Here is a 22,273-nt window from a genome sequence, read left to right on the forward strand (position 1 = left end):
AGACACATTCTTTCCGGAAATTAATAAATATTTTCGAATTGTGTAATATTTTCTGACAATAAAAAAATGAACAAAGTATGTTTTTTTTAGATTTCTGCATTTATTTTAGATTTCTAAATAATTTTCAAGTTTTAATCCTGGTTATTATTTCGATAGTCACGAGGTGTCATTCCAATGGATTCTTTAAAAATTCGGGAAAAGTAGTTTGGATTATAGAAACCTACTTGGTATGAAATTTCTTTAATGGATAATTCTGTTGTAGACAAAAGTCTTCTTGCCTCTTTTATTCTTGTATTTGTCACTAATTGACTAAAAGATATGCCATACTTTTTCATCAATAAATGGCTATAATATGCTGGATTTCTCTTTACGACTTTTGCTACTTTCTCAAGTGTTAAATTATGATCACCATAATAAGTTTCGATATAGCTAACTCCCTTTTCAATAACATCTTTTTTTAATAATTGATCTGCCTGTTTTGCACGATCAATCAGTTCGTAAAGAAACAGCAGCATTTCTTGTACAATTCTGTACAACACTCGATTGTACAATATATCAGTAAAAATTTTTGTGTAATATTCTTCTGTTTCTTGCTGATCTAATTGATTCGTTTTCATGAACCTTCTGATTTGAGCTAAAATACTCGTCAGCCTAGTTCTAAGTTTTTCTGGATTTGGGAATGGTGTTTTAACATATAAAAATTCATTGTACATCCATTCTTTCAATTTTTGCTTATCAAATTGTTCTAACATTTCAATCCATTCCTGCTGCTCCTTTGGAGTCAGAAATGGATCTATTTCCTGCCAACGTTCGTATGTGGATTCGGGTAGAATGACTTGTCGATAACCAATAAAAAACGTAACCTCCAATAATCTTTGGGCAGTTTGATACATCTCATGTATTGTTTTGTGACCTGCATCGGAAGGAACAATCACTGCCGCTACCGGCTCAATACTGTCAACTTCCCATTCTCGTAATATTTTTGATGCCTCTTCTTTAATATCCTGAATCGGAGATTGAAACAGACAAACAACCATATCTATTAATGGTAGAATGACCGGTTGTTTTCTGAAAGGATAGTAATTCAAAAATCTGATTAACTCTGGAAGTTTCTGCACGTTTTCTGTCTGAAGCACCATTAATACAACATTCACAGCAGATTGCTCTTCTTGTAAGAATAAAGAATGATAGGAATAAGTCTCATTAGCATGAGCTAATGGTTTATTGTTAGTTTTTTGATTATTAGCAACTGAAAGGGCTGTTTGTAAACAGTGTTTAATTTTCACAGGATCTAACGGCTTTACTAACAATTCAACACTTCTCCATTCAATCGCTTGTTTGGCTCGTTCGAATGTTGCCTCTGCTGTGACAGCAATAACATTGGGATTGAAATATTTTACGTATTTTGTAATTGAAGTCCACTCTTCGTTTGGAATCATATCTAATTCTATATACAGAATATCCGGCACTTCTTTTTCTAATATGGTCATTGTTTCCCTTAAAGTACTTACAGTGAATACCTTATTTATCGGAAGTGAGTAGACAGAAATAAGCCACTCGATTGCCGTTCTCTCATTGCTGTCACGTTCAGCTATTAACAATTTCAAATGGTTCACCAACCCTACTGTCTATATGGTATGTATGTAATTTTAAAGGTACCTTGGTACAAAAATATCTAACACGCGGTATTATTCATTAATATTTGGAAAAATCGTACTAAAAGGCAACTTATCATTCTCCTTAAATGATGAATGAAAACTCTTAAACGGAAAGCACAGAAAAACATAAAAAAAACTTAAGATCATAAATAATGACCCTAAGCTTTCATAAAATACTTACTGAACTTTCATCGCTAAGTCGCCAGTTTTTGCCCAGCCAAGTTTTAAAATTAAATAGTATAATGGCAATGTAATCACAATTGGCAATACAACACCAAATGCCATATAAATTAAAAATCCATCGATACCTTGTAATGCTAGAATACTAATAGGTGCTATTAATGAGTTCAAACCAAGGCCTGCTAATTCATATGTTGCTGTAAAATGAAATCCTAAAGTTGCAATTGGAGCACAAATAACAGCCGCTACAAAAGGTGGAATAATTAATAATGGATTTTTTACTAAGTTCGGGAATTGAACTTTTGGTGTAATAATAGACTGCGCTAAAAATCCGCCTAAATCATTTTGTCTAATAGACATAGCCGTAAACCCTACAAATTGAACGGTACAACCAATTAATGCTGCCGCACTTGAAACAGGATCTAGTTGTAATGCAATCGCTAACGCAGCAGAAGATGCTGGCGTCATTAATAAAATACTCCATGCTAATGAAATAACCATTGGTGCAATTAACGGATAACCTTGTACAGAATGAGTAATTTGCTCGCTTATCCAAGTTAATAATGGCGTCGTTACATACGCTAACCCGACACCTGCAAAACCACCGACTAAAATTGATCCAGCTGGAATAGCAATCATATCCAAAATTGTTTTTCCATTAATGTATTTACCAACAATTGTTGCGATAACAGCTGCTAATACAGCACTTATTGGTTGTCCAGGTACAATCGTTAAACCTGCTTCCGTTAATTGAACGGCATTTCCTCCGATGCTACTACAAATCATCGCACTGAAAATTACTAGTGTATTTCCGCCTAATTGATAAGCAATTCCTGCACCAAACGCTGGAGCAAGCAATACTTTTGCAACTGACCCTATATGAATTAGGATATCCCATCCTAAAGCTTTTCCAATTGATTCTAACAGCAAGCCCATTCCCAATGTCACTAATACTGCATTTGACATTCCAGTTGAGGCTTTATACACATAATCCATAAAACTTTTCTTATCCATTTTACTCTTCTCCTCTATTAAATTAATGGCTCTAATCCCATAAAAAGAGCCTGTCCGGTTACAATCGGATAGGCACTGTTTTTTACTGCTTGTTTAGCGCCTTGTTTTGTAAACAACAAAAACTGGACTAAACAATTCCCTATAAATTAAGTAGGGTTTATTTAATCCAAAGAGCATACTATGAGGGTATTATTGACTAATAAAATTGTGTTCGTTTTCATGTTATGCCCCTCCTAATTGTTATTGTGTAGTAATATTATCATCAATATTCTGAATATGTAAATATTTTTTTTAATTCCAAATTATAAATTCGCTTTTAAATATAAACAATATGATAAGAAATACGATATCTTTCAATAAAAATTGCTAACTTCCTACCTCCTTCTACTATCTTTCTGTAGGAAATTAAAAAGAATTTATTCATAGTGAAGAATATTTTTTGTCAAGAAATTCGCATCCTATATTCTATATTTTTTAAATAAAAATGGGTTTTTTCCCTCATTATGGTTTGTAAAATTAGGAAGAAAATACTTACTTTTCGTCAAGGCTGTTTTCGTATAGATTGTTGCTTTTAAACGCGCAGCCTGCATACACTTCGTCCGTTTAGCGAGCGTAGAGCCTCCTCGTCGCTTTGCTCCTGTGGGGTCTCGACTTTCTCGCATTCCCACAGGAGTCTACGTGTATGCAGGCTGCTAAGAAACGCTTTTCTTATTAACTCAAACTTCGCAGTTATAAATTCCTCTTCATGTATTGGCATAACTTGGTTTAGAGCAATTAGAAAAGAGTGATTGAATAGTCTTTTAGGGTGTTTTTTTGCAAACATTATTCCTTACAAATAGGGGCTTGCTTTCCGTTTCAGGATGCTCGCTTTCCGTGGGGCGTGTGATGAGCCTCCTCGGCGCTTGCGCCTGCGGGGTCTCATCTAACCCGCTAATCCCACAGGAGTCTCGCACCTTCCACTTCAATCAAGCCGTTTGCTCAATTAGTTGCTGTAGCTTAACTGGTAAAAACACCCACTTTATAGAAATAGACTCAAGCGGCACATTTTGGTAGAACAACGTTGAATGATAACAAAAAAAATCAACGCTACTATTGTTTAGCAATAATACCTTGTAATGAAATTCGAAAACAAGAACTTATTTTAAAACAAGTTGCTTGTAACGGAGGGTGCGAAGACTCCTGCGGGAAATATGGGAAGGCTGAGACCCCGTTAAGGCAAAGCCGAGGAGGCTCAGCTCCCACCCCGCGGAAAGCGAAGCAACCCGTAGTGGAAAGTAACCTCAACAATAAAAAACAAGCCTCCCTTTTTATTGTTTTAAACCGAGTCCTATCAAGATTTGCAAACGAATTTGAAGGTGCGAAGTTTGAGTTATTAAGATAACGCTGTGTTTTTTGTTTCTTTTCCTAAAAAGAGAACAGCAGCTGCTCCGATAAATATAGCAATACAAAATAATGTAAATATAGAAGCTATCGATATTTGCTGCTCTACTAAAAACGGAACTAATAGAGGTCCAAGCACACCGCCGATCCGTCCAAAGGAAGCTGCCATCCCTGCACCAGTTCCCCTGACATTTGTTGCATACTGTTCAGGAGTGTATGCATATAAAGCTCCCCATGCTCCTAGATTGAAAAAGGAAAGGAAAATGCCTGAAGTCATCAGCAGCCATGTTGATTCTGCTGTTCCAAATAAAAAGGCACTAATTGCCGTTCCGATTAGAAAAACAACCAACACAAATTTCCGGCCAACTTTTTCAATTAAATATGCAGCCAGTGCATAACCAGGCAACTGTGCGAAAGTCATAATGAGTACATATCCAAAGCTTTTAATTAAGCTAAATCCTTTAATCACCATTACACTAGGCAGCCACAGGAACATGCCATAGTAGGAAAATACGACACAAAACCATAGAATCCATAACATCGTTGTTTTTTTGGCATTCTCTTTTGACCATATTGCTTTCAAACTGGCCAAAGCAGACAATCTTTTCTTTTTCTCTATTGTTGTATATTGTGGAGAATCAGGTAAGTTCCAGCGTAAATAAAGAGCATAAAATGCAGGCAGTACGCTAATTAATAAGGCCATTTCCCATCCGTATTTAGGAATAATAAAGTAAGAGATAACTGCCGCTAATAACCATCCAAATGCCCAAAAGCTTTCCAATAGAACGACTACTCTTCCGCGTTTTTCCTTCGGCACGCTTTCCGATACTAATGTAGAGGCAACAGGCAATTCTCCTCCTAATCCCATGCCAATTAAAAACCGTAAACATAAAAATACTGTTAAGCTTGTTGTAAAGGCAGATATACCGCTGCAAATAGAAAATAATAACAAGGTGATAATGAATACATTCTTTCTGCCAACTCTATCTGCCATGATTCCAAACAGAAGAGCGCCGACAGCCATTCCGATGGAGTTAATGCTTCCGATCCATCCCATCTCTTTAACAGATAAACCCCAGTCAGCTTGAAGTGCTGCAATAATAAAAGATAGCATGCCGACATCCATTGCATCGAACATCCATCCTAGCCCTGCTACACCAAGCAGTTTCCGATTTGAAACATCCTTTTCCATAAAAGTCCTCCTAAATTCGTTTCATTCATAAGATTTCAAATATATCTTTTATATTAACACGTGTCATGACAATCATCATTACATTTTTTCAATATAGATTTCTATCTTTTCCCACTAGCTAACAGCACATGCTATTTAAAGAAAAAAAAGCTTTCGCTGTTTTTAGAAAATTGTAATTTCAACCGCTTGCTGTCGGTTTATTTTGGCAAATCCTCTATAAATAAAACGCTTTCAAACAAATGAAAAAATTTCTATAAAAATTTATTATTTTTCTCTTTACTTTCCGTTAAATATGAATAAAATGTATCTTATGTTTTCAATATATTATTAATAAGCAAAGGGGGATTTTAAGGTTGAACGCATCAACAAATAAATTGCAGGAACAGTCACTTTTTCAGATCTCATGGCCACTTTTTATTGAATTAGCTTTACACTTGGGAATGGGAGTAATTGCCACTTTGATGCTCAGTCATTATTCTGATGAAGCAGCTGCTGGAGTAGGTGTCGCAAACCAATTATTAGGCATCTTTATTCTCGTGTTTAACGTTACTTCAATTGCCGCCATGATTCTTATTGGTCAAAGACTTGGGGCGAATGAGTTTAGTAAAGCAAGACGGTTCGCTCGTTCAGCGGTTGGTCTTAACGTTTGGTTTGGTGTTATTGTTTCCTGTCTCGTTCTTATCTTCGGCGACCCATTATTACGTTTATTTGATATAAAAGGTGAAGTGTTAAATTACGGTCTTACGTTTATCCGCATATGCGGTGCTTCCCTCTTCTTAGAATCTCTCTCTCTTGCATTAAGCGCTATATTACGCAGCCACGGTTTTACAAAAGAATCCATGATAGTTAGTATACTTATGAATATATTAAGTGTAATCGGTTATTCTATTAGTATTTTTGGGATATTTGGTCTTCCGATATTTGGAGTAATCGGAGTTTCTTGGACGATTGTTATTGCTCGTGCTTTTGCAGTACTTGTCCTTTTATACTTAGTATATCGTCGAATTGCGTTAGCTTTTAAAGTAAGTGACATTATTAAAGCCAATAAACAAGATGTTCGAGATATGCTTTTTATTGGAATCCCGTCTGCGGGTGAAAATTTATCGTATCAATTTTCCCAATTAGTAATTACTGCTATTGTTGCTTCTTTAGGAGATGCTTCGTTAGCTGCCAGAGTGTATATCACCAATATTTCGATGGTTTGTTTTTTATTTACCTTAGCGATTGCAGAAGGAACGCAGCTTTTAGTTGCTCGTTATATTGGCGGGAAACAATATGAACGAGCTTTGAAACGAGGAGTGAAAACATTAAAAATTGCGATGGTTGCTTCTGCAGTTGTTTCATTAGCAATGGCACTGATTGGTGCTCCCATATTAAAACTGTTTACCAATAATTACGAAATTATCGCAATTGGTTTACCTATATTATGGGCAGTAGCTCTTACGGAACCTGGTAGAGCAATGAATATTGTGTTAATGAGTTCCTTAAAATCGGCTGGTGATGTTCGTTTCCCTATCGTTATTGGCATCATTTCTATGTGGGGAATATCTGTTGCGCTTAGTTATGCATTAGGTGTTCAATTGGGCCTAGGCTTGTTAGGAGTTTGGATTGCACAAGGAATGGATGAATGGTTTAGAGGCTGCTTCGCTTGCAAGAGATGGCTTTCAAAACCTTGGGAAAGAATTCGCGTGAAACACACTGTAAAAGAACATATTTAATGAAAGACTAAGACCATGGTGAATAAATTCTCCATGGTTTTTTACTATTCATATCTTACTACTTCGTGTAAAAAATTCGTCAAAATTTCGAATATTCATTTAACACAAGTTATTAAAGTCCTAAAATTCTGTTGACTTCCCTATATGAAAATGATTATCATTGTTGTTAATGAGAATATAGAAAAAGTGGGGAATGCAAATGAAAGCTGTATTAAAAAGAAAATGGTCTTATAGTATACTTCTTTGTTTTATCTTCATCCTATCTGCTTGCGGAAATGCAGAAGATGATAAGGATAATACAACAAAAAGCAAAAAAACAACAGCCGTTAGCCATGAGCTCGGAACAGCAGATGTTCCAGAAAATCCAAAACGAGTGGTTACATTAGAGCTTGGCTTAACAGAAACTGTTGTTCCATTTGATGTTATTCCTGTAGGCGTAGCAGATGATGACCGCCCAGAGCGAATTGCAAAAAATATTTATGATAAGATTAAAGGGTATACTTCTGTCGGAACACGAGCACAGCCAAATTTAGAAGTAATTCGCACCTTAAATCCTGACTTAATTATTGCAGATAGCGATAGACATGCAAGCATTTATAAAGAATTATCCAATATAGCACCAACTGTAGCATTAAAAGATGATGCCGCAGATTATTCCACTGTCCTAAAAAATACGAAATCGATTGGAACAGCATTAGGGAAAGAGGAGCAAGGAAAGAAATTAATCGAAGAACACGAAAATAATGTACAGCAATTAAAAGATAATATAAAATCAGCAGATAAGGATGTGCTGATCGCCGGGTTTAGCGAAGGAATTTTCGAAGTACAAACTAGTTCTTTTTTCACACCAAGCTTTTTTACTACTATTGGTCTTCCCTATGCGTTTGTTGATGAAAAGGAAACGTCGAAAGAGATGACCGTTGAACAATTATTAACTATAAACCCTGAAACCTTAATTATTTCTATAAATGAGGACGAGCCATCCATTAAAGAATCACTAAAAAATGATAAATTATGGAACAAGCTCCAAGCTGTTCAAGCTGGAAACGTATATGAAGTAAACCACAATGACTGGTCAAGAAGACGCAGTCTTACGGCAATAAATGATAGAATGGAAGAATTTAAACATATTTTTGTGCATAATAAGTAAGCCAAATTCGCTTAAAGTGCGTGTTCAAAAAGGAGGAAAATCAGAGCGGAGAAGGTCGAGGCGCGGAAGTCACGAAGCCCGGAGCGTAGGTAGTGCTACGTGAGGACTGGAGTGACGACTCAGGCGAAGAGATTCGACAGCTATGATTCCCGGACTTTTTGAACAACTGCTTAACCATTCTTATTTGAGGTGTATCACGATTGCATAATGTTAATAAAAATGTATTTTTCATCAGCTTCATTGGTTTGATTATTTTAGTAATAGCCTCCTATTTTTCTTTAAAATTAGGAGCTTACTCTTATACAATTCATTCAATTTTCGATCATCTTTTTTCTCCTGACGAATCAGAGCTCTCCATTATTCTGCATGATATTAGACTTCCAAGATTACTGATCACGATATTAGTTGGCGCAAATTTATCTGTTGCAGGAGCAATGATGCAAGGCATCACAAGAAATCCATTAGCTTCTCCCAGCGTGTTAGGCATTAACGCCGGTGCATCGTTTGTGATTGTATTAATGACCGTTTTATTTCCTGCTGTAACAGGCTACGCACTGATTGGAAGTGGTTTTTTAGGTGGTTTAGTGGCGGCTTCTCTTATTTTTATGATGAGTTTTATTTTTAAAGGAGGAGCAATAGAAGTAAAGATTGCGTTAGTAGGCATCGCTATTCAAGCACTATTCTCTTCAGGCACTCAATCATTATTATTATTTAACGAGGATTCGATCAATAATATCCTGATTTGGCTTGCAGGCATGATTGCAGGTACAACTTGGGCAGATGTACAATTGCTGTTTCCAATTAGTTTTATCGCCCTTCTTTCTAGCTTTCTATTAGCAAGCTCCCTGTCTCTATTAGTTTTAGGAGATGATGTTGCAAAAGGGCTTGGACAACGTATTATTTTGATAAAGGTATTGGTGATTATTTTAGTCGTTTTATTGGCAGGATCTACCGTAGCAACAGTAGGGCCAATTGGTTTTATCGGCTTAATCGTTCCACATGTCGTCCGTTTTTTAGTTGGAGTAGATTATCGAAAAATACTGCCTCTAAGTGCTTTATTTGGTGCAAACCTGCTGTTAATTGCCGATGTGCTTTCCCGGTTTATTTCTTTTCCATCTGAAACACCAGTTGGAATTGTGACGGCTTTAATTGGTACACCGTATTTCATTTATTTAGCAAGGAAAAATAGAAAAGCGTAAACGCCTTGATCAGCCCTGAAGAAAAATGTTCATTTGACTCAAAAAGTGCTTTTTACTTTTAGAGGCAAAGGGTTATTTTTCACAAGGGCTGGCTGCTTGCGCTAGACACTTATCTAACTTCTAAAATTTGATACTTTATTATCTTCTAAAAAAGGACAAAAAGCCTAATGCAAAACTTATTAAAAACTGTTCATCCAATCTTTATTATTGTTATTTTGTTTATACTGCTTCTGCTGATATCCATTATGAATATTGGATTAGGAGCTGTTCCTATCAGCCCTTCATCTGTTATACTGGCTCTTTTCGGACTAGGCAGTGATAATGAATCCTATATTATCCTTCACTATCGAATGCCAAGAATTGTGTTAGCTTTATTTGTTGGCGGCGGTTTAGCCATCGCTGGGGCTATTGCGCAAACCGTCTTGCAAAACCCCCTTGCTGCTCCTGATACATTAGGGATATCCGGGGGTGCAAGTGTTGGTGCTGTAAGTCTTTTTCTTCTCTTTCCGAGCTTAAATATTGCCTATACTGGAATGGCGGCATTTATTGGCGGGTTATTAGCTGCGCTTGCTGTTTATGTGATTGCCTATAAAAATGGATTAGACTTAACTAGACTTGCTCTTGTTGGGGTATCTATAAGTGCTTTTTGCAGCGCTGCCGTTCAGCTAAGCTTATTAGCAATAAAAACGAATGTGCAAAGCTCTCTTTTATGGCTTAATGGCAGTTTATTCGGAAGAACATGGGAACAAGTGCTGTTTATTTTGCCCTGGGTTATTGTTATTGTGTTATTTGTACTGTTCTTGTCGAAATCCCTCGACTTATTGTTGCTTGGGGAGCAGACAGCTGTTGGGCTGGGTCTAAGAGTTGAATGGATGAAGATTCTTTTGCTTCTGTCAGCCGTCCTTTTAACTGGTGCAAGTATAGCAGCTGCAGGAATGATTGGTTTTGTCGGCTTAATCAGCCCCCATATCGCACGACAACTCGTCGGTTCCAAGCATATTTATTCTATCCCAACATCTTTGCTTATCGGCGCTTTAATGGTGCTGATTGCAGATTCTCTTGGCCGAGGACTGTTTCCACCAATTGAAATACCTGCTGGATTAATAACATCGATAATTGGTGCACCGTACTTTTTATTTCTAATGTGGCGGCATAGTAAAACAAGAAAAGCGTAAGCGCCTTGACCAGCCCCGAAGAAAAATGTTCTCTTGTCTCAAAAAGTGTATTTTACTTTTAGAGACAAGAGGTTATCTTTCACAGGGGCTAGGCGCTGAAGCTAGACACTTATCTAACTTAAGACATATAATTCTAATATTTAAAAATGGGATAGCTTTCTTTTACGAAAGCCATCCCATTTATTTTTTCTTCAATGAAGACCTGTGTATATTTTTTAACGATTCTGCTCCTATACCAAACATCGCTAATTTCAACTCAAATTCGATTCTATTAAACGTTTGAAGCAGTTTCTCTTTGGAATCAACCGCATCTTTTAATATCGTTCTTCCAAATCCGACCATATTCGCACCCAACGCAAGCGCCTTTGCTGCATCTACGCCTGTATGCAGACCGCCGCTTGCAATAAGTACGCCTGACTCATTTTCTTTTCTGCAATCAATAATACATTCCGCAGTTGGTATTCCCCAATCGGCAAATGCTTGTGCTGCGAGTATTTTTAACGAGTCTGTTGAGCGGTGCTTTTCCACTTCTGTCCATGAGGTTCCTCCAGCCCCAGCTACATCTACAAATTGGATGCCGCAATCCATTAAGCGCTTAGCCAGCTGGCCATTGATTCCCCAGCCTACTTCTTTTATGCCGACAGGGACTTGTATGTTTGAACAAACTTTCTTAATTTTCAACAATAATTGTTTAAAATTAGTATTTCCTTCTGTTTGGATTACTTCCTGCAGCGAATTTAAATGCAGTACTAGAGCATCTGCTTCTGTCAGCTCAATAATTTTTTGACATTCCTCTATCCCGTATCCATAATTGAGCTGAACCGCACCTAAATTCGCTATAATCGGAGTGGTTGGTGCATATTTTCTTAATTGAAAAGTATATGCCATATCCTCTTTTTCCAACGCAGATCTTGTTGATCCTAATGCCAGTGCCCAGCCATTTTCTTCTGCTGCTGCAGCTAAATTTTTATTTATTTCATAGGCTTTTTTCGTGCCGCCTGTCATACTGCTGATTAAAAAAGGTGTGCGCTGCCTTTTTCCTAAGAAGTCTGTACTAATATCAATCTCCTGAAAATCTATTTCTGGCAAAGCTTGATGAATAAAATAATAGTTCTCCAAACCATTAGTGATTCCGCTGCTGTTAACATTGTTATATAAACATATTTCAATATGCTCTGACTTTCTTTGCTCAATATTCTTATCTTTCAATCGCTTGTCATCCTTTTATTTTTTGGCTGTTTCCGTAAAGATTGTTGCTTTTAAACGCGCAGCCTAAATACACTTTGCTTTCCGTGGGCGAGCGTCGAGCCTCCTCGTCGCATACACTCCTGTGGGGTCTCGTCTTTCTCGCATTCCCACAGGAGTCTACGTGTATTCAGTCTGCTGAGTACTGCTTCTCCCATTTTTTATAGGTGGTGTTCAAAAAGACCGGGAACAAAAGCTTGCAAATCTCTTCGTTACTTCGAACTTCTCCGCTCTAGTTATCCTCCTTTTTGAACATGAACTTATATGAACAGTTTTTAATAAGTATGGAAAATATATTATAATATTATTCCTCTTTCATAAAAGCAAGTCTTTGTGAAAGCTTCGGCATATACAAAACCAATAAGATAGAGCGAAATAGACTAAACATAATAAACGCAAACCATAAGCCATGATTTCCCCAAAAGTACGTTGCAGGAAAAAGTACAGCTAAAAAGATCAGGATAGATCCAATCATACTATTTCTTACTAAACCTGCTTCCGTTGCTCCTGTAAAGACACCGTAAAGAACAAGACCTAAACAAGCACAAAGAGGAAAAAGTACAAGCCACCATTCATATTGATGTACGAGATTAATTACTTCATCCACTACAGTAAAAAGAGGAATGATTGCTTCTCTTCCAATAAAAAAAGAAATAGCTATCGTAATGGAGAAAAGAATAGACCATTGATAGGCTTTTTTGACTGTAGCTTGATATAAATCTTTATTCCGCTCTCCAACAGCTTTCCCAGTTAAGATGCTAGCAGCATTGGCCAAACCATCATAAAGATACGCCATTATATAATGAATTTGTATTAAAATAGCATTTGCAGCCAATACTAATTCACCATATGCAGCCCCTTTTGCTGTAAAAATATTAAACACAGCTAAAAGACAAATGGTGCGAATAAATAAGTCCCGATTGACGATAAACATTTTTTTTAAAGGTTCTCGATCGGATAAATGAGATGCTAATTCTTTCCAAGAATAATTTAAACGTAATTTCTTATTTTTTGTTAAAATAAAAACGCCTATGCCAAATGCCACTATTTCTGCTGAAAGCGTTGCAAATGCTACTCCAGCCACATTTAAATGAAACACCAAAACAAGTACAACTGCCATGATGATATTAAAGATATTCATTAATAATTGAATGGTCACTGTTTGTTTTATGTGAGCCATCCCTAATAACCAGCCAATTACAACATAATTCATTAGCGCAAAAGGAGCTCCCCATACTCTAATATGGTAATAAACAGCACAAAGTTCCTTTATTTTTCCCTGTACCCCAAGAAGATGTAAAGAAGCTTGCAAAATAGGTTTTTGCAGGATGATAAAAAACAGTCCAATAATAATTGCTAAGCAAAGCGGACGAATAAACGCCATTGCACTTTGAAAAGGATCCTTTGCCCCTAAAGACTGTGCTGCAAACCCAGAAGTGCTGACACGAAGAAAGCCAAATAGCCAATACATCGTATTAAAAATGACGGTTCCTACTGCTACACCACCTATATAAGCAGGATTAGGGAGCTGTCCAACAACGGCAGTGTCCACTGCACCTAGCAGCGGAACGGTAATAGTAGCAAAAATCAGCGGTAATGCTAAAGATAAATAATAACGGTGAGTCATTTTTCCACCTATCTCTCTTTTTAATGATAAACATTTATTTTTATCTTGATTATCGTAATATATATTCTACCGTTTGTAAATTGTAATTATTACGATTTAATATTCTTTCTTGATGAAAGGCTGTTTTCGTATAGATTGTTGCTTTTAAATTCGCAGACTGAATACACTTCGCTTTCCGTGGGCGAGCGTCGAGCCTCCTCGTCGCATACGCTCCTGTGGGGTCTCGTCTTTCTCGCATTCCCACAGGAGTCTACGTGTATTCAGTCTGCTGAGTAATTCTTCTTCAATTTTTCATGTAAAAAACAACTAATTTTGAGAAAATAGCCTAATGAAAAAAAGCAGTCTATCCTCGGATAAAGGGATAAACTGCTTTTTACATCCTCTAATTTTCATGCAACTTAACTTTATACTATATATATTATAAGAGCTGCTATCATCAATACTGCACCAAAATAAACATAGTCTCGTTTAGAAACCGTTGGGGATCGGTAATAGGTTCGTTCCCTTGTTCCTGTAAATCCTCGTGCTTCCATCGCAATTGCCATTCTTTCTGATTTGCGAATCGCCTGTAATAACAGTGGAACCATATACCGCATAAACGCTCTCCAGCTGCCATGATGCTTATATCCTCTAATTCGATGGGCGTCCTTTATTTGCGCTAGTTCTGCTTGAAACATCGGAATGCAGCGAAATCCAGCTAAAAAGCCATACGCCCATTTTGGCGATAATTTGCATTGTTGGATAAGACTCATGACAAATAAATTTAAATCTGTTGTTGAAGTAAATAATAAACTGATTGTGACAAATCCAAACATACGCAGCGCGATTGTTAGTCCGTTCCTTACACTCTCTTCTGTGATGCGAAACCATGCCCATTCCATTAGGACATGGTCCCCTTTGCCAAACGCTGCTATCATCCAAAAGGTAAGCACAAAAAAGATCGTATAAGGCAATAACACTTTTACTAAATATGGAGCCCTCCAGCCGCCAATACTAATTCCGATAATAAGCGTAAAAATCCAAATCGCCAGTGTCGTTAACGGATTTGTTATCGCCATTAACAAACACATAAGGATAAGATGCGTTGCTAATTTTATCGTTGGGTTAAGGGTGGATAGATAAGATTGATTGCCCGTTAACATGTTTCTCCCCCTTTCGTTCCATTAAAAATTTGTATGGAAGAGGTGGAAGAATACTGGAGTTTTTCATAGAAGTCGCAGTTTGAAAGAAGGAAAATGGATCGCCATTATAAGTAATTCCCCCATTTTCAAACAAGATAACTCTATCAGAATAACGGTCTACTATATCCATATCATGCGTTACCATCACAATGGTCGTTCCTTCTTCTTGTCTCCTTTTTAATAGATCAAGCAGCTGCTGCGCTGATTTTCTATCCTGGCCAAACGTTGGCTCATCTAGTAGCAGAATATCCTGATCTAAAAGCAGCATCGTTGCAACACTCAACCGTCTTTTTTGTCCAAAGCTTAATGTAAATGGATGAAAATCACGATGCTTTTTTAACCCGAATTCTGTTAATATACTCGTTGCTTGTGTGAAGATCTCTTCTTCACTCCACTTCTGCTGCCTCCCAGAAAAAGCGACTTCTTCAAATACAGTCTGATTAATAAACTGCAACTCAGGATTTTGGAAAACAAATCCTACCGTTTTATAAAGCTCTTTATCAGACCATCGTTTTAGTTCTTTGCCATGTATCCGGATGTCTCCGCTTTTTCTTTTCAATAATTGAGCGATTGCTTTTAAAAAGGTGCTTTTTCCACTGCCGTTTTTCCCAATGATAGAAACCCACTCACCTTTATGAATGGTTGTATCGATATGTTGAAGCACCGGCTTTTTTCCGTATTGAATAGCCAAATCTTTTATTTCAATAACGGGAGCTGTTTCTTCTTTTTTGCAACTTGATTTATTTTGCCTTGTTTCCAGCTGCTCAATCAGCTTTTTCGAAATAGGATGTTGTTCATCTTGGATAATATCCTGCCATGTATGAGGAAAAATTTTCGGTTTCCATATCCCTGCTTCATCCATTTGCGCTTCGTAATTTATGAGAATATCGGCAGGTTTTCCATCAGCAATGATCTGTCCATTTGAATTCAACAAAATAACACGATCCATCCACTCTATGCAGCCATCTAATACATGTTCGACAAAAATCATCGTTTGCTTCGTTTTTTCTGCTGTCTCTTTCAACAATGTAAATATTTCCATCCGGCTTAACGGATCCAGCTGTGCGGTTGGCTCGTCAAAAAATAAAACATCTGGCTTTAACGCCAACAAACAGGCTAATGCTAAACGCTGCTTCATTCCACCAGATAATGTAGAAATAAGCGTAGTCGGGTCAATATCTAACCCGACAAGCTCCAACATATTCACAATAATATCGTCCATTTCTTCTCTTGGAACGTTTCTATTTTCTAAACTAAACGCTATTTCTTCGTCTACACGATGCATACAAAATTGAGCGTCTGGATCTTGAAACATGACGCCGATATTTTGTTTTCTAGTCACTTCTCCACTAACTTCTGCTTCAATATGCTCTGGAATAATGCCGGCAAACACAGACAGCAAGGTAGATTTCCCGCTTCCGCTGGGACCGAGAATTAATACCTTTTCTCCTTCTTGAAAAGAAACAGTTATTTTTTCCAAGACTTTCTCTTTTTGGTTAAAAAAGCGAACAGAAAGGTGATTACATCCTAACAACGAAGTCATTTTGATCATCCTTATTGCGTTGTTGCTGTTTAATCGCAAACTGATTCAAAGCACCTGTTTTCGCGATAACATCGACAATTACTTTTCCTAATAAACCACCTAAGAGCATACCGCTAACAATTCGAATGACAAGTGTAGCAATTAAAACCCCTGTTGTATAATAGTTAAATCCATATGCTATTACTGCATAAACCATACTGACAATCCCTGCGAATGCACCAGAAAGCATTAGAACAAGTGCATTGTATTTTTTATAACGGAAAATCGCAAAAGCTATTTCTGATCCTATTCCTTGGAAAATACCAATTAATAATGCCCCTAAACCAAAATGGCTGCCTGTAAAAAGCTCAACAGCTGCAGCAGCTACTTCCGCAATCAGCGCAGCTCCAGGCTTTCTAATGATATAAGCAATAATTGGACTGGCAATGACCCATATTCCAAACATAAACTCAGCGCCCACCGGTCCAACAAGTCCCGAAATAGGAAGCCATAATGTCGACCATCCAAGATATACAACACCACAAGCAACAGATAATACTACTAATAAGACAACCTCTTTTATTTTCCAATTCATACGTTAGCAACCCCCATTTTTACCGGCCAATCTTCTAATGTATAGGCCATATCCCAAAACTTATATTCAAGCTGACAGCTTAATAAATAATATTCTTTCATTTTTTCCTTTTCTTCCTCACTTGCATGTTCCACTAATTCATCTAAACGAGCACAAAACTTATCTGTAAGAGTATCCATACTATCTCTTCCTCCATAAAAATGGATCCAGTCGTAAAATGGATGAGATGGTTCTGGGTTCACTTCTTTCAACAGTTTTTTTCCAATCTCTAAATACGTCCAAGGGCATGGCAATAACACCGCGATAATATCAGCAATTGAACCGTGCTGTGCAACAGTAAGCATATGGCGAATATAGTGATGAGAAGATGGCGACAGTGGAAAACCTTGCAAATCTTCATATGAAACGCCTGCTACTTGGCAAAAATTATTATGTGGGTGAATTTCACTCTTTAAAATAAAGGAAATTTGTTCATTAAACATTTCCATATCTTCTCTGTTGTCACATTTGGAAATAGCTGTTCCATAAATTTGAATAAAGGAATTTAAGTATTCAAAATCTTGTTTTACATAATGAATAAGCTGCTCTGCCTTTAAATCTCCTTTTGCGATTCCTTGAACAAATGGATGTTCAAATATAGCATGAAAAATGCTATCTGCTTCCTTGCGTAATTGTTGTGAAAACTTCAATGTTTTTTCCTCCTCGTATTGTTCTTATTTGAGTTTTTATCCAACAAAAAAGCCACCCCTGTAATGGAGTGGCTTTTTATCTAATAAATGTACATTTAATCTTAATTTGCCGACTCCACTTTCCTACGCTAGTGTGAACTAGATCAGGTTCCAAGGGTCCAAAAAAATTGTCTCAGCCAAATGGCTCCCCTAGTGGATTTCCTATTTAATTACCCTTACTTTACCTAATATACTTCTTCCGTGTCAATCTAATTTTATTACCAGTTAGAATGAATCCGTTGTTTCGCGGAATTATCGTAAATAACACGGGATTCTTTCTCCTTTCGCGGAAACATTGACTTGGATAGGTTTGAAATATTTGTTCACTGCATTCTTTATATATATGTACTTACTCATAACCATCAGTTTTTTTGAACACTGTATAAATCATTATATTTTGAAGAAGCTAACGATGATGCCTCTTTTCTATCTATTGATTGATCATACATGGTAGAGGTTATGTAAAAAATCCTCGTAATCATAGCACCGCCTATGCTTCAGTTCGTGACTTCCACACCTCAACCCTTTTCGCCCTAACTTCCTTTTTTGAACATTTAACAATGTGGCGAAAATGTGAACACATCAATTTTAAGAAAGCGTTTTATTTGTTCAATTCACAAAACAGACACATTTTTGTGATTCATTTCACAAACTATCGATTATACTAACAGTATCAAAGTAACAATTTAATTTTTCAAAGGAGATGGAATTCACATGACTGTTTGGAATCAACTTTATGATCCTTTAAATAATTTATGGATCTCAGCAGTAGTCGCAGCTATTCCAATTATATTCTTTATTTTAATGCTGACTGTATTTAAATTAAAAGGTTATATTGCAGGACTGTACAGCATTATTGTTGCTGGAATCGTTGCAATCTTTATTTATAAAATGCCCGCTGTATTAGTGTTAATGTCTGCGGTATATGGAGCATTAGCTGGTATATGGCCAGTTGCATCAATAGTATTTGCTGCTATTTTTCTCTATAAAATAACAGTAAAAACAGGTAAGTTTGCCATTATTGAAAATAGTATTTCTTTTATAACAGCAGATCAACGCTTGCAAGTTCTTATTGTAGCATTTTCATTTGGAGCATTTCTAGAGGGAGCTGCAGGATTCGGCGCACCTGTTGCAATCACAGCAGCTATATTAGTTGGACTTGGATTTAAACCTATCTATGCAGCCAGCCTTTGCTTAATCGCAAATATTGCCGGCGGAGCATATGGAGCAATGGGTATTCCCGTAACTGTTCCAGCCCTTCTAACTGGTTTAGATGGACTTGTTGTAGGCAGATATACAGCTCTTATTACACCATTTATCAGTATAATAGTAGCCTTTTTATTAATTTTTATCATTGACGGACTTAAAGGAATTAGACAAACATTCCCAGCGATTTTAGTTTCTGGTATTTCCTTTGCTGTAACACAAGCAGTTGTACTTTATTTTATAGGAGCTGAGTTGGCTGATATTTTTGCAGCAATCGTTAGTTTGATTGCACTTGCTCTATTCTTGCAGAAATGGAAACCAAAAGAAATATTCCGCATTAATAAAGAAAAAGAAGTGGAAAGCACCAATAAATATTCACTTGGAACAATCGCTTTTGCTTGGCTGCCATTTATCTTTTTAACAATTTGTGTGACATTATTCAATTTATCTTTTGTCAAAAACTTATTTATTGCTGGCGGACCTTTGGAAAAACTAGTATTCCTGCTTCCAATTCCGTTTTTAAATAATAATGTGATAAAGCTTTCACCGATTGTACCAGAAGCAACACCATATGCCGCTGTGTTTAAACTAGATTTATTTTCATCTACAACAACAGCCATTATTATAACCATAATAGTTGCAAGCATCTTATTCCGTTGTAGTAAAATATTGTTAGTGGAAACTGCCAAAGAAACAGCAAAAGAATTATTATCACCTGTGTTAACTATTTGTAGTGTACTTGCATTTGCTTATATTTGTACTTACTCTGGTATGTCTTCCACACTTGGGTTAGCCTTTGCATCAACTGGTGCTATATTTCCAATATTTGCACCGGTATTAGGTTGGTTAGGTGTATTCTTAACAGGTTCTGTTGTAAACAGTGGTTCTTTATTTGCTCCACTTCAATCTGTAACAGCTACACAAATTGGTATTGCACCTGAAACGATGGTTGCAGTCAATGTTCTAGGAGGCACAATGGCTAAAATGATTTCCCCTCAATCTATCGCTGTTGCAGCTGCTGCAGTTGGATTAGCGGGAAAAGAAAGTGACTTATTTAAAGTGACAATTAAATACAGCTTATGTTTACTTGTCATTCTTGGTTTCGTCAGTTGGTTGTTATTCTAATATATTAATTTTAAAATAAGGAGAGATTTATTATGAAAAAACAAGCTATTAATCGTGTTGTATTAATTGGTACTGGGGCAGTTGGCTGCAGCTACGCTTATTCTTTTATTAACCAAGGAGTAGCAGAGGAATTAGTGTTAATAGACGTAAATGAAAAAAGAGCAGAAGGAGAAGCAATGGACTTGAACCACGGTATTCCATTCGCTCCATCACCAGTAAAAGTTTGGAATGGTCAATATGAAGACTGTGGCCTTGCTGACTTAGTTGTTATCACTGCAGGATTGCCGCAAAAACCAGGTGAAACTCGTCTAGATTTAGTAGCCAAAAACACAGCAATCTTTAAACAAATCATTAAAAATGTGATGGATAGTGGATTTAACGGCATTTTCTTAATCGCTACAAATCCAGTTGATATTTTAACTTATGTTACTTGGAAAGAATCTGGCTTGCCAAAAGAAAAAGTAATCGGTTCTGGAACAACTTTAGATAGTGCAAGACTTCGTTATATGCTTGGTGAATACTTTGATGTGGATACTAGAAACGTACACGCTTCCATTATTGGGGAACATGGCGACACAGAATTGCCGGTATGGAGCCGTGCGACTATTGGTTTAGAAAGCATTGAAACATTATTAAGCAAAAACCCTCTATTCAGACAAGAAGACTTAGATGAAATTTTTGTAAATGTTCGTGATGCAGCATACCATATTATTGAAAGAAAAGGGGCAACCTATTATGGAATTGGCATGTCACTTGTTCGCATTACAAAAGCAATCTTAAATAACGAAAACTCTATTTTACCAGTATCTGCTTATTTAAATGGAGAATATGGACATAAGGATGTATACATTGGTGTTCCAGCTGTTATTAACCGCGATGGAATTCGTGAAATCGTTCAAATTGAATTAAACAAAGAAGAACAAGAAAAATTTGATCATTCTGTAAAGGTGTTAAAAGGAATAATGACTCCGGTACATGAATAAGAACGAACATTTATTTAGATTCATTTCAGACTGTAGCACCCCCCATTTAGGGGAGTTTGCCTACAGTCTTTTTCGTTTTAGGCTCTATTTATTCATTTGCTAGTACTGTTAGTGATTCTTTTAATACTTGTACTCCATTTACGCAATCAGGCAAAGATGTCCATTCTTCCGGTGAGTGGCTTTTCCCGTTTAAACTAGGTACAAAAATCATCCCGGATGGTACGTATTTCCCAAGGGTCATTGCGTCATGGGCAGCTCCACTCGGAAGAGACATGGTTGTTAATCTACTTACTTCTGCTGCATTGCTAATGATTGTTTTTATTTTATCTGGGATGATAACTGGAGAGATTTTAAGCCCGTCCTGAATTTCAACGGTAAGCTGTCTGCTTTTAGCTATTTTCTCTGCTGTCTCCTTTAAATAAACAAGCATTTCTTCTCTTGCTTGTTCGTCCACATCTCTTGCATCCAAAACAATTTCTGTTTTTCCTGCTATGACATTTGTGCCATTTGGATAAACATGCATTTTGCCAACTGTTGCAACGGCGGTTTTACTGAATTTTCTTGGCGCCTTTTCCACCTCTAAAATAAATTCAGCAGCGGCTGCTACCGTATCTTTTCGAGATTCCATCGGTGTATTTCCTGCATGATCTGTTTGTCCAATGAAAGTAAATAAAATAATCGCTGGCCCTGCAATCCCGCTTACTACTCCTATATTTTTCTGTTCTGTCTCTAATTTTTTTCCTTGTTCAATATGCACCTCTAAAAATGCATAAATGTCGTTGCTTGGGCGATGAGCGCTATCTAATTTATCCGGATCGTACCCACTATTTTTCATGGTGTTATACAAAACTTCACCGTTCTCATCTTGAAAGTCTGTAAGTTCACTAACCTCAACTTCTCCCATCATGACACGGCTGCCAAAGATGCCGTTTTTAAATCGAGAGCCTTCTTCATCTACAAATACAACAAGTTCGATTGATCTTTTTATGCTTTGACCGTTGTCGATAATAGACTTTATTGCGAATAAACTACTTAAACACCCAAGAGGACCATCAAATGCCCCTCCATTCGGTACACTGTCTAAATGAGAGCCTGTTAAGACGACTGGCAAATCAGGCTCCTCTCCTTCCAACCGTCCAAATATATTGCCAACTGCATCTTCCCTTACTTGAAGTCCTATTTCTTCCATCCAATTTTTAAAAAGATGTTTTGCCTTTTTCTCTTCATCTGTATACGGGAAACGTGTGACTCCGCCTTTATCTGTTTTACCAATTTCCACTAATGCTGCTAACTTTTCTGCCAGTTCCTCTGGATCTATTCCTGAAAATGGTTGGCACTTGCCGATATCTTTTAATAATCTTTCTTTCGAAAACACATTTTGCAAATTTTTCCCCT

17 protein-coding genes and 1 riboswitch are annotated in these 22,273 nt (G+C 36.9%); of the genes, 7 read left to right on the top strand and 10 right to left on the bottom strand.

The features are described 5' to 3' along the window. Positions 1-131: 131 nt before the first annotated feature. Both ACTYA4_RS07980 and ACTYA4_RS07985 read right to left on the bottom strand, forming a co-directional pair. On the bottom strand, positions 132-1,616 hold the full coding sequence (locus ACTYA4_RS07980) for a helix-turn-helix domain-containing protein (protein ID WP_443480851.1): 1,485 nt from the start codon (positions 1,614-1,616) through the stop codon (positions 132-134). Between the two features lie 219 nt (positions 1,617-1,835). Next, positions 1,836-2,852 (bottom strand): PTS sugar transporter subunit IIC, encoded by a 1,017-nt coding sequence (locus ACTYA4_RS07985; RefSeq protein ID WP_443480850.1) that lies wholly within the window; start codon positions 2,850-2,852, stop codon positions 1,836-1,838. Positions 2,853-3,912: 1,060 nt separating this feature from the next. Here ACTYA4_RS07985 and ACTYA4_RS07990 point away from each other — a divergent pair. Then, positions 3,913-4,233 carry a hypothetical protein gene (locus ACTYA4_RS07990; protein ID WP_443480849.1) on the top strand — a complete coding sequence of 107 codons (321 nt, stop codon included), beginning with the start codon at positions 3,913-3,915 and terminating at the stop codon, positions 4,231-4,233. On the opposite strand, the gene niaP is transcribed toward ACTYA4_RS07990, so the two are convergent. After that, positions 4,225-5,424 carry a niacin permease NiaP gene (gene niaP / locus ACTYA4_RS07995; protein WP_443480848.1) on the bottom strand — a complete coding sequence of 400 codons (1,200 nt, stop codon included), beginning with the start codon at positions 5,422-5,424 and terminating at the stop codon, positions 4,225-4,227. The genes ACTYA4_RS07990 and niaP overlap by 9 nt on opposite strands. A 353-nt stretch (positions 5,425-5,777) precedes the next feature. On the opposite strand from niaP, the gene ACTYA4_RS08000 reads away from it, so the two are divergent. The 4 genes from ACTYA4_RS08000 (at position 5,778) to ACTYA4_RS08015 (ending at position 10,666) form a co-directional block, all read left to right on the top strand. Further along, on the top strand, positions 5,778-7,142 hold the full coding sequence (locus tag ACTYA4_RS08000; RefSeq protein WP_443480847.1) for an MATE family efflux transporter: 1,365 nt from the start codon (positions 5,778-5,780) through the stop codon (positions 7,140-7,142). Positions 7,143-7,341: 199 nt separating this feature from the next. Further along, positions 7,342-8,292 carry an ABC transporter substrate-binding protein gene (locus tag ACTYA4_RS08005; RefSeq protein WP_443480846.1) on the top strand — a complete coding sequence of 317 codons (951 nt, stop codon included), beginning with the start codon at positions 7,342-7,344 and terminating at the stop codon, positions 8,290-8,292. A gap of 200 nt (positions 8,293-8,492) precedes the next feature. Then, positions 8,493-9,491 carry a FecCD family ABC transporter permease gene (locus tag ACTYA4_RS08010; RefSeq protein WP_443480845.1) on the top strand — a complete coding sequence of 333 codons (999 nt, stop codon included), beginning with the start codon at positions 8,493-8,495 and terminating at the stop codon, positions 9,489-9,491. A gap of 167 nt (positions 9,492-9,658) precedes the next feature. Then, complete coding sequence (locus tag ACTYA4_RS08015; RefSeq protein WP_443480844.1) at positions 9,659-10,666, top strand: FecCD family ABC transporter permease; 1,008 nt, start codon at positions 9,659-9,661, stop codon at positions 10,664-10,666. 180 nt (positions 10,667-10,846) lie between these two features. Here the strand turns inward: ACTYA4_RS08015 and fni are convergent, their stop codons facing one another. The 6 genes from fni to tenA all read right to left on the bottom strand — a co-directional run bounded on the left by fni (position 10,847) and on the right by tenA (position 17,525). After that, entirely contained in the window at positions 10,847-11,875 is a 1,029-nt protein-coding gene (gene fni, locus ACTYA4_RS08020; protein ID WP_443480843.1) for a type 2 isopentenyl-diphosphate Delta-isomerase, read from the bottom strand. A gap of 340 nt (positions 11,876-12,215) precedes the next feature. Beyond that, the gene (locus tag ACTYA4_RS08025) at positions 12,216-13,538 is read right to left on the bottom strand and encodes an MATE family efflux transporter (RefSeq protein WP_443480842.1); all 1,323 of its coding nucleotides are present in this window, start codon (positions 13,536-13,538) and stop codon (positions 12,216-12,218) included. Positions 13,539-13,942: 404 nt separating this feature from the next. Next, on the bottom strand, positions 13,943-14,680 hold the full coding sequence (locus tag ACTYA4_RS08030) for an energy-coupling factor transporter transmembrane component T family protein (RefSeq protein ID WP_443480841.1): 738 nt from the start codon (positions 14,678-14,680) through the stop codon (positions 13,943-13,945). After that, the gene (locus ACTYA4_RS08035; protein ID WP_443480840.1) at positions 14,643-16,262 is read right to left on the bottom strand and encodes an ABC transporter ATP-binding protein; all 1,620 of its coding nucleotides are present in this window, start codon (positions 16,260-16,262) and stop codon (positions 14,643-14,645) included. Before ACTYA4_RS08035 ends, ACTYA4_RS08030 begins: the two co-directional genes overlap by 38 nt. Continuing rightward, positions 16,240-16,836: an ECF transporter S component gene (locus ACTYA4_RS08040; protein ID WP_443480839.1), complete on the bottom strand. Its 597-nt coding sequence runs from the start codon at positions 16,834-16,836 to the stop codon at positions 16,240-16,242. Before ACTYA4_RS08040 ends, ACTYA4_RS08035 begins: the two co-directional genes overlap by 23 nt. Next, positions 16,833-17,525, bottom strand: a complete 693-nt coding sequence (gene tenA, locus ACTYA4_RS08045; RefSeq protein ID WP_443480838.1) for a thiaminase II — start codon at positions 17,523-17,525, stop codon at positions 16,833-16,835. Before tenA ends, ACTYA4_RS08040 begins: the two co-directional genes overlap by 4 nt. Before the next feature lie 103 nt (positions 17,526-17,628). Continuing rightward, a riboswitch (TPP riboswitch) is annotated at positions 17,629-17,726 on the bottom strand. A gap of 552 nt (positions 17,727-18,278) precedes the next feature. Here tenA and ACTYA4_RS08050 point away from each other — a divergent pair. Together ACTYA4_RS08050 and ACTYA4_RS08055 are read left to right on the top strand one after the other, a co-directional pair. Further along, positions 18,279-19,895, top strand: coding sequence for a lactate permease LctP family transporter (locus ACTYA4_RS08050; protein ID WP_443480837.1), 1,617 nt, complete (start codon positions 18,279-18,281; stop codon positions 19,893-19,895). 32 nt (positions 19,896-19,927) lie between these two features. Further along, complete coding sequence (locus ACTYA4_RS08055; RefSeq protein ID WP_443480836.1) at positions 19,928-20,878, top strand: L-lactate dehydrogenase; 951 nt, start codon at positions 19,928-19,930, stop codon at positions 20,876-20,878. 88 nt (positions 20,879-20,966) lie between these two features. Here ACTYA4_RS08055 and ACTYA4_RS08060 read toward each other — a convergent pair whose 3' ends face one another. Next, positions 20,967-22,253, bottom strand: a complete 1,287-nt coding sequence (locus tag ACTYA4_RS08060) for a Zn-dependent hydrolase (RefSeq protein ID WP_443480995.1) — start codon at positions 22,251-22,253, stop codon at positions 20,967-20,969. Positions 22,254-22,273 lie beyond the last annotated feature (20 nt).

The sequence above is a fragment of the Niallia yueguangensis genome, assembly GCF_052663115.1.

Excerpts from the sequence above, each read along its gene's own strand:
- ACTYA4_RS07985 (WP_443480850.1), bottom strand. The coding sequence starts at position 2,852 with ATGGATAAGAAAAGTTTTATGGATTATGTGTATAAAGCCTCAACTGGA.
- niaP (WP_443480848.1), bottom strand. The coding sequence starts at position 5,424 with ATGGAAAAGGATGTTTCAAATCGGAAACTGCTTGGTGTAGCAGGGCTA.
- ACTYA4_RS08005 (WP_443480846.1), top strand. The coding sequence starts at position 7,342 with ATGAAAGCTGTATTAAAAAGAAAATGGTCTTATAGTATACTTCTTTGT.
- ACTYA4_RS08015 (WP_443480844.1), top strand. The coding sequence starts at position 9,659 with ATGCAAAACTTATTAAAAACTGTTCATCCAATCTTTATTATTGTTATT.
- ACTYA4_RS08025 (WP_443480842.1), bottom strand. The coding sequence starts at position 13,538 with ATGACTCACCGTTATTATTTATCTTTAGCATTACCGCTGATTTTTGCT.
- ACTYA4_RS08030 (WP_443480841.1), bottom strand. The coding sequence starts at position 14,680 with ATGTTAACGGGCAATCAATCTTATCTATCCACCCTTAACCCAACGATA.
- ACTYA4_RS08035 (WP_443480840.1), bottom strand. The coding sequence starts at position 16,262 with ATGACTTCGTTGTTAGGATGTAATCACCTTTCTGTTCGCTTTTTTAAC.
- ACTYA4_RS08040 (WP_443480839.1), bottom strand. The coding sequence starts at position 16,836 with ATGAATTGGAAAATAAAAGAGGTTGTCTTATTAGTAGTATTATCTGTT.
- ACTYA4_RS08050 (WP_443480837.1), top strand. The coding sequence starts at position 18,279 with ATGACTGTTTGGAATCAACTTTATGATCCTTTAAATAATTTATGGATC.
- ACTYA4_RS08055 (WP_443480836.1), top strand. The coding sequence starts at position 19,928 with ATGAAAAAACAAGCTATTAATCGTGTTGTATTAATTGGTACTGGGGCA.